Consider the following 6,031-nt stretch of genomic DNA (forward strand, 5'->3'; position numbering starts at 1 on the left):
TACTCCCAAAGCCTCAAGGGATTCTTTGGAACTTAAATAACTTTTAGCATCTTGATATTTCGATATTTCACTCGATAAAGAAGTACTTTCATCCGTAGTTGATTGAGCGTTCAATTCTTCGAGTTTGTTATTTATAGCATCCAAACCTAGTGAAACAATAGCTGGATCCACAAATTCAGATAAGCTAAGATATTGATTTATGGAAGTAGTTTGCTCATTATATAACCCCATTAGCTGGCTTACAACCATCGTATATACAGCTAAATAATCCGAATCAACTTCCATTGAAATTTCATTACCTTCGAACACAATACTTTCTAATTCTTTCGCTAATTCTTCTAATCTTTCTACATCTGTACCCGCTTTCGTTAACTCGTACATATACATCAATTTTGTATCGTAATAATTCCTTCCAAAGTTTTCACTTTCTTTATAATTAGACAACCAATTATCATACTTTTGACCTTGAACTGTGCTTTCTACTTCAGCATATACATCATCATACAAAAATATATCTTCGGGTTTTTCAAATATTTTCCTATCAAGTACTCTTATCAAATGGAAACCCTCCGACGTTTGTACAGGTCCAATAATTTCACCAACTTGTCCATTAAATGCTGCATCTTCAAAACTTTTTTCATACTGCCCGTGTTTTATCCATCCAATCTCTCCAGAATTAGTAGCATTAGAAGTATCCTTTGAATACAAAGAAGCGGCATCTTCAAAAGTTATCTCACCTGTTTCAATCTTTTCCTTGATGCTATTGGCGGTTGCCTCATCTGAAAAAAGTATATGCTGTACTCTAACTTCTTCATAATCATTCTTTATACTTTCGAAGTTTTGTTCGATATAAGCTAAAGCATCTTCTCTGGAAGTTGGTGCCACTGCGTCTTTAACTGCAGTATTTATCAAATCGGTCTCCACTGTTTGTTGTAAACCCGAAATTAAGATGTTTCGAATATTTTGTTCACTACCGTAGTACTGAAGCATATTATTCCAATTTGATTCATCAGATTTGTACTGAGATATATACTGATCAACCAATGCATTTATCTGATTATTCACTTCTTCATCGGAAGGCAAAAGATCGTTTTGTTCAGCATAATATCTTACAATTTTTTCGTCAAAAAGTAAATCTACCACTTGATTATCAAGCGTTAAATAATCAAAAACCGGATCCAACTGTTGACCGTAATACTGTTGATAGATCTGCGCTTGCTGTTGAGTTATGTTATCTACTTCACTCTTCATAATCCAATAAGGATAATCCAATTCTATGCCTTCTTTAGTGATAACTAAAACAGAGTCTTCTTTCCTCAGGGTGTTTCCATTTTGTGAAGTGGTCACAGGGGTCCGAGATGATACATAAGTTGCCACAGACCACCAAACTATACCTGCTAAAAAACCTGCTATAACTATTATAGTGATCAGTCTTTCGTGCTTTTTAAACCAATTATTCATTCACTAATGCCTCCTAAACTCTTGAAATTTTACTAACTTTCGAAACGAACTGACTTTGATTTTAATTTTACCACATTTTTTTGAATTTACCCAATGTTTAATCTTTTATTATTTAAAAAAGGGGATAAATTAATATCCCCTTTAAAGTCTCTATATTTTTGTTCTAATAGGTTTATCTTTAGAAATTTCCTCCAAAGCCAACAATCTATCCCATTTAGCATCAACATAATTTTGTAGTTCTTCCAGTATTTCGTTAGCATCTGGCCTTTTCATAAGTTTGCTGTATCTACCTAATTTTGCTACGTAATCTTTTATTGGTTTGAATGTTTTAGGCTTCTTGGTAACTTTGTAAACACCCATATTGTATTCCCATAATGGCCAATACTTAGTTTCAATAGCTAACTTTGTTACTTCTGGACCTGAATCGTCAGGAATTCTCCAAAATCTTACACATGGTGCCAGCATAGCAATGAAGGAAGGCCCTTTGAACTCTAATGCTGTTTGCATTTTTCTCATGAAATCCCAAGGTTCAGCCGTTGCAGCCGTTGCAGCATAAACACCTTCATGACCGGCTACTATATCAACTATACTCTTTTTCAACTGTAACTTCCCTGATATAGCTTTACCGACTGGAGCAGTGGTTGAATCGGCACCTGGAGGGGTAGATCCAGATCTTTGGTTACCTGTGTTCATGTATCCTTCGTTATCATACAAAATGTAAACAAAATCGTGTCCTCTTTCTATTGCTCCAGATAATGCTTGTAAGCCTATATCGTAAGTGCCACCATCACCAGCAAATGCGATAAATTTTATCTTATCGTTGTTTATTTTTCCTCTGTTTAGAAGGGATCTATAAGCAGCTTCTGCTCCGGATATTGTTGCGGCAACATTTTCAAAGGCGTTGTGTATATAAGGTACATTCCAAGAAGTAAATGGGTATATTGTGGAAGAAACTTCCAGACAACCTGTAGCAGCTGCCACTACAGGTTCATAACCCATACTTTTTGCAGCTAAAGTAGCCCAATTTGCAACCATCGGAGCATTACAACCCGGACACAATCTATGGCCTTGTGTAAAACCCCAATCATGTGTTTCAACGTATCCTACTATATCTCTAATATTAGGCACAATTATTCACCTCCGATTATTCTCTTAAACCCAAGTATCTTTGTTCATCAGCTATAAGATTACCTTGAAGAGCATCTTCAAAAGCTTCTCTTATCATTTCAGGGGTTGTGTCTCTTCCTCCTAAACCATAAACATAAGAACCTAAAGAGGGTCGAGAAGCAACCTCATACAAAGAAGATTTTACTAAGGAATACAAGGGGGCTTCTTTCCCAAACGACATTGCTCTATCTAAAACAACTACACCCTTTCTTCCATTTAAAACTTGCTGAAACTCTTTCTTAGGAAAAGGAGTAAAGACTTGAGGTTTCACCAATCCAACTTTCTGTCCTTCTTCTCTAAGTTGATCTACAACATATTTTGCTGTAGATGCAGTAGAATTCATAACAATCATTATATAATCAGCATCATCTACTTTGTACAAATCGAGAAAATCGTATCTTCTTCCAGATATCTTTTCGAATTCCTCAAAAACTCCAGGAAGCTCTTTGTAAGCATTTTTCATAGCTTCCTCTTGTTGACGATGATGCTCGAAGTAATAATCAAAAAGATCCAACGGACCATAAGTAACAGGATTTTTTGTGTTTAAAAGAGAGTATTTGGGATTCCAGCTTCCTACAAACTCTTTTACAACTTCGTCATCTAGCATCTCGAAGCTTTCCACTCCATGAGAAGTAATGAAACCATCTAAATTCACCATCACAGGTAACAATACATTCTCTTTTTCCGCCAATTTGGTAGCCATTATTGTAAAATCATAGGCTTCTTGATGGTTTTCAGTAAAGAATTGGATCCATCCAGAATCTCTTACCATCATGGCATCAGAATGATCACAGTGTATATTAATGGGTCCGGATAATGCCCTATTTACAATAGGCATTACTATTGGAAGTCTATAAGAAGCTGCTATATATACTATTTCTGCCATTAATGCTAACCCATTTGCAGCAGTGGCTGTCATAGTTCTAGCACCAGATGCCGCCGAACCTACTACTGCACTCATTGCTGAGTGCTCGGATTCTACAGGAACCATTACAGTATCTACGATACCATCTGATACAAATCCTGCATAATATTCAACAATCGGTGTTTGAGGCGTTATTGGGTAAGCTGCTACCACATCAGGATTGATCTGCCTCATAGCATGTGCAACAGCAGCAGCTCCAGTAACCGTTAGTTTTACGGGCATATATTTTAACCTCCTTCACATTGTTTTTAAATAAATTCTGATTCGGGTTTCATTTCTATTGCGTTAACTGGGCATACAGCGGCACAAACACCGCAGCCTTTACAATAGTCCAGATTCACTTCTCCCAATTTCATCTTTTTACCATCAAGCCCACCACCTATGGCCATATCTGGACAATAAAGCCAACATTGCATACAGTTAGTACATTTTTCTCTATCTATTATTGGTCTTTGAATCCTCCATTCACCGGTTTTGTACTCCCTTGCGGTGGCAGGTTTATCAATTACACCACCAATAGGGATATCTTTCCATCCTTTCAGCTCACTCACTGAGTTTCACCTCCTGGTAACCTCTCTCTAGTGCTCTAATATTGGCTTTTACCACTTCATCGGAGAACTTTTTGGAGAAAGCAGCCTTGATTTTTTCTTTAACAGCATCTAAAGGTACTATATCGGTAGCTCTTATCAAAGCTCCTATCATAACGGTGTTAGGTATACCTCTTTTTATTTCTTCCAATGCTATGTTCGTCGCAGGTATTACACCGATTCTTCCTTTATACCCCGTTAAATTTCTGACCTCTTCTATGCTTCTAGTTGTGTTGACCAACAACAATTTATCCTCAGCCAACCCAGATGTTACTTCAGGGTTATTTAAAAGTGTGTCGTCTATGACAACTACCACATCGGGGGTCTCTATGTTACTTTTAATTCTTATAGGCACATCCGCAACCCTGTTAAAAGCTTTCATTGGAGCACCGGATCTTTCCGCTCCATATTCTGGAAATGAACTTGAATACTTCCCAGCTTCTTCTGCAGCTTCTGTTAAAAATTGAGAAGCACTTTTTGCTCCTTGTCCTGCTCTTGCATGCCATCTTATCTCAAAGTATTTTTCTGGCAAGGTTCTTATCCTCCCTTCATGTAATGATTTTAAATAAATTAGTTTGTTCTATAGTCACTCGAAAATATTGTGTAATCAATATTTCTAAAAATATTATCTATCCATTCATAAAATAAGAGCCTTTCATCGTTAATTTCTTGTTTTTCTAACATTTTCTCCAGATCCAAAAATCTGTTAATATGGCATTTAACCCGATTTTTTGCATATTCTATTGTGGTTCCGGTAGTCATAATAAAAGGCCAATCACTCGCTTGTACAAGAAGAATCTCTCTCATCATCTGATTTAAAACTCTTTTTTGTAAATTTGAAGGGCACTTAAAAGTATTGGCTTTTTCTATCATTCTTTCAGTTATTTCGTGAATATGCTTATAAATCCAATCGTTTTTTCCGTTAAGCCAAACATCATGGTATCCGCCCGCGCCCCAAGATGATTCGCCGGGATAAGTTACTTGAACTTTTTTAATCGCTTGTAAAACCTCAGTAGGTACAGAAAAATCTAAATATTCGCTTTCGCAAGATTGCCTAAAAAGCTCTTCCAAAAATTTTGGACCTTCATACCACCAATGGCCAAATAATTCAGCATCAAAGGGAGCTACAATTATTGGTTCTTCTTCATCTAAAATTGCCGATAATTTCTTGATTTGCGAAGTTTTCTTACATAAAAAGTCTCTGACATGCTCTTTTACAGCGTTTCTGGCTTCTCTAAGATCGTATATTTCTTTTTTGTCCAAGGATAATGATTTATTGGTAATACGATGATATTTTATTCCGGTATTACACCTTGTTCCACTTGGATCTATATATGGCTTAATGTAATCTTCTTCTCTATCATAACCAATATCTCTGTAAAATTCTCGATATCTTGGATCGCCAGGATAACCAACTTCAGAACTCCATATCTGTTCACTCGATTCAGGATCTCTGGCAAAAACAAAAACTTTATTTGGGGTGATGATAGGTCTGTATACACCATACCTCGGCTTACTGTCTGCATAAGTAAAACCGTGTGTACCCACAAAAAAGTATCGTATATCTTCGTCTGATAAATATTTGTCAAGCCCTTTAAAATAAGCACATTCTGCCAACCACATCCCTTTAGGATGCTCACCAAAATATTTTTTGAAAGTTAATACGGCAGATTTTATTTGAGCCCTAATAGCCTCCGGATATTCCCGATAAAAAGGTAGATATCCATGTGTTCCATTAGATGTTATCACTTCAATGTAACCTTTATCTTTAAATTCCTTGAAAGCTTTTAATATATCTTGATTATATTCTTCAGAAAAAATATTTATATCTTCTATTAGCTCTCGCCTATAATGTTGGGCTAGTTGGTGCATCCTAGGATCTTCATCTTTT

The 6,031-nt window shown here is 36.3% G+C and carries 6 protein-coding genes; all 6 read right to left on the reverse strand.

The genetic code is table 11. From position 1 onward, the window contains the following. A partial coding sequence (locus AA81_RS04085; RefSeq protein ID WP_146050338.1) for a peptidylprolyl isomerase occupies nucleotides 1-1,461 on the reverse strand: 1,461 nt, incomplete at its 3' end. Nucleotides 1,462-1,611: 150 nt separating this feature from the next. Further along, nucleotides 1,612-2,592, reverse strand: a complete 981-nt coding sequence (locus AA81_RS04090; RefSeq protein WP_169999606.1) for a thiamine pyrophosphate-dependent enzyme — start codon at nucleotides 2,590-2,592, stop codon at nucleotides 1,612-1,614. A gap of 13 nt (nucleotides 2,593-2,605) precedes the next feature. After that, nucleotides 2,606-3,775 (reverse strand): pyruvate ferredoxin oxidoreductase, encoded by a 1,170-nt coding sequence (gene porA / locus AA81_RS04095; protein ID WP_103065090.1) that lies wholly within the window; start codon nucleotides 3,773-3,775, stop codon nucleotides 2,606-2,608. A gap of 26 nt (nucleotides 3,776-3,801) precedes the next feature. Next, a complete protein-coding gene (locus AA81_RS04100; protein ID WP_103065089.1) occupies nucleotides 3,802-4,104 on the reverse strand; it encodes a 4Fe-4S binding protein in 303 nt (100 codons plus the stop codon). After that, complete coding sequence (locus AA81_RS04105; protein ID WP_103898293.1) at nucleotides 4,097-4,672, reverse strand: 2-oxoacid:acceptor oxidoreductase family protein; 576 nt, start codon at nucleotides 4,670-4,672, stop codon at nucleotides 4,097-4,099. Before AA81_RS04105 ends, AA81_RS04100 begins: the two co-directional genes overlap by 8 nt. Before the next feature lie 38 nt (nucleotides 4,673-4,710). Then, nucleotides 4,711-6,031: glycoside hydrolase family 57 protein (locus AA81_RS04110; RefSeq protein ID WP_103898294.1), on the reverse strand; the 1,321-nt coding region annotated here is incomplete at its 5' end.

It is taken from the genome of Petrotoga halophila DSM 16923 (assembly GCF_002924615.1).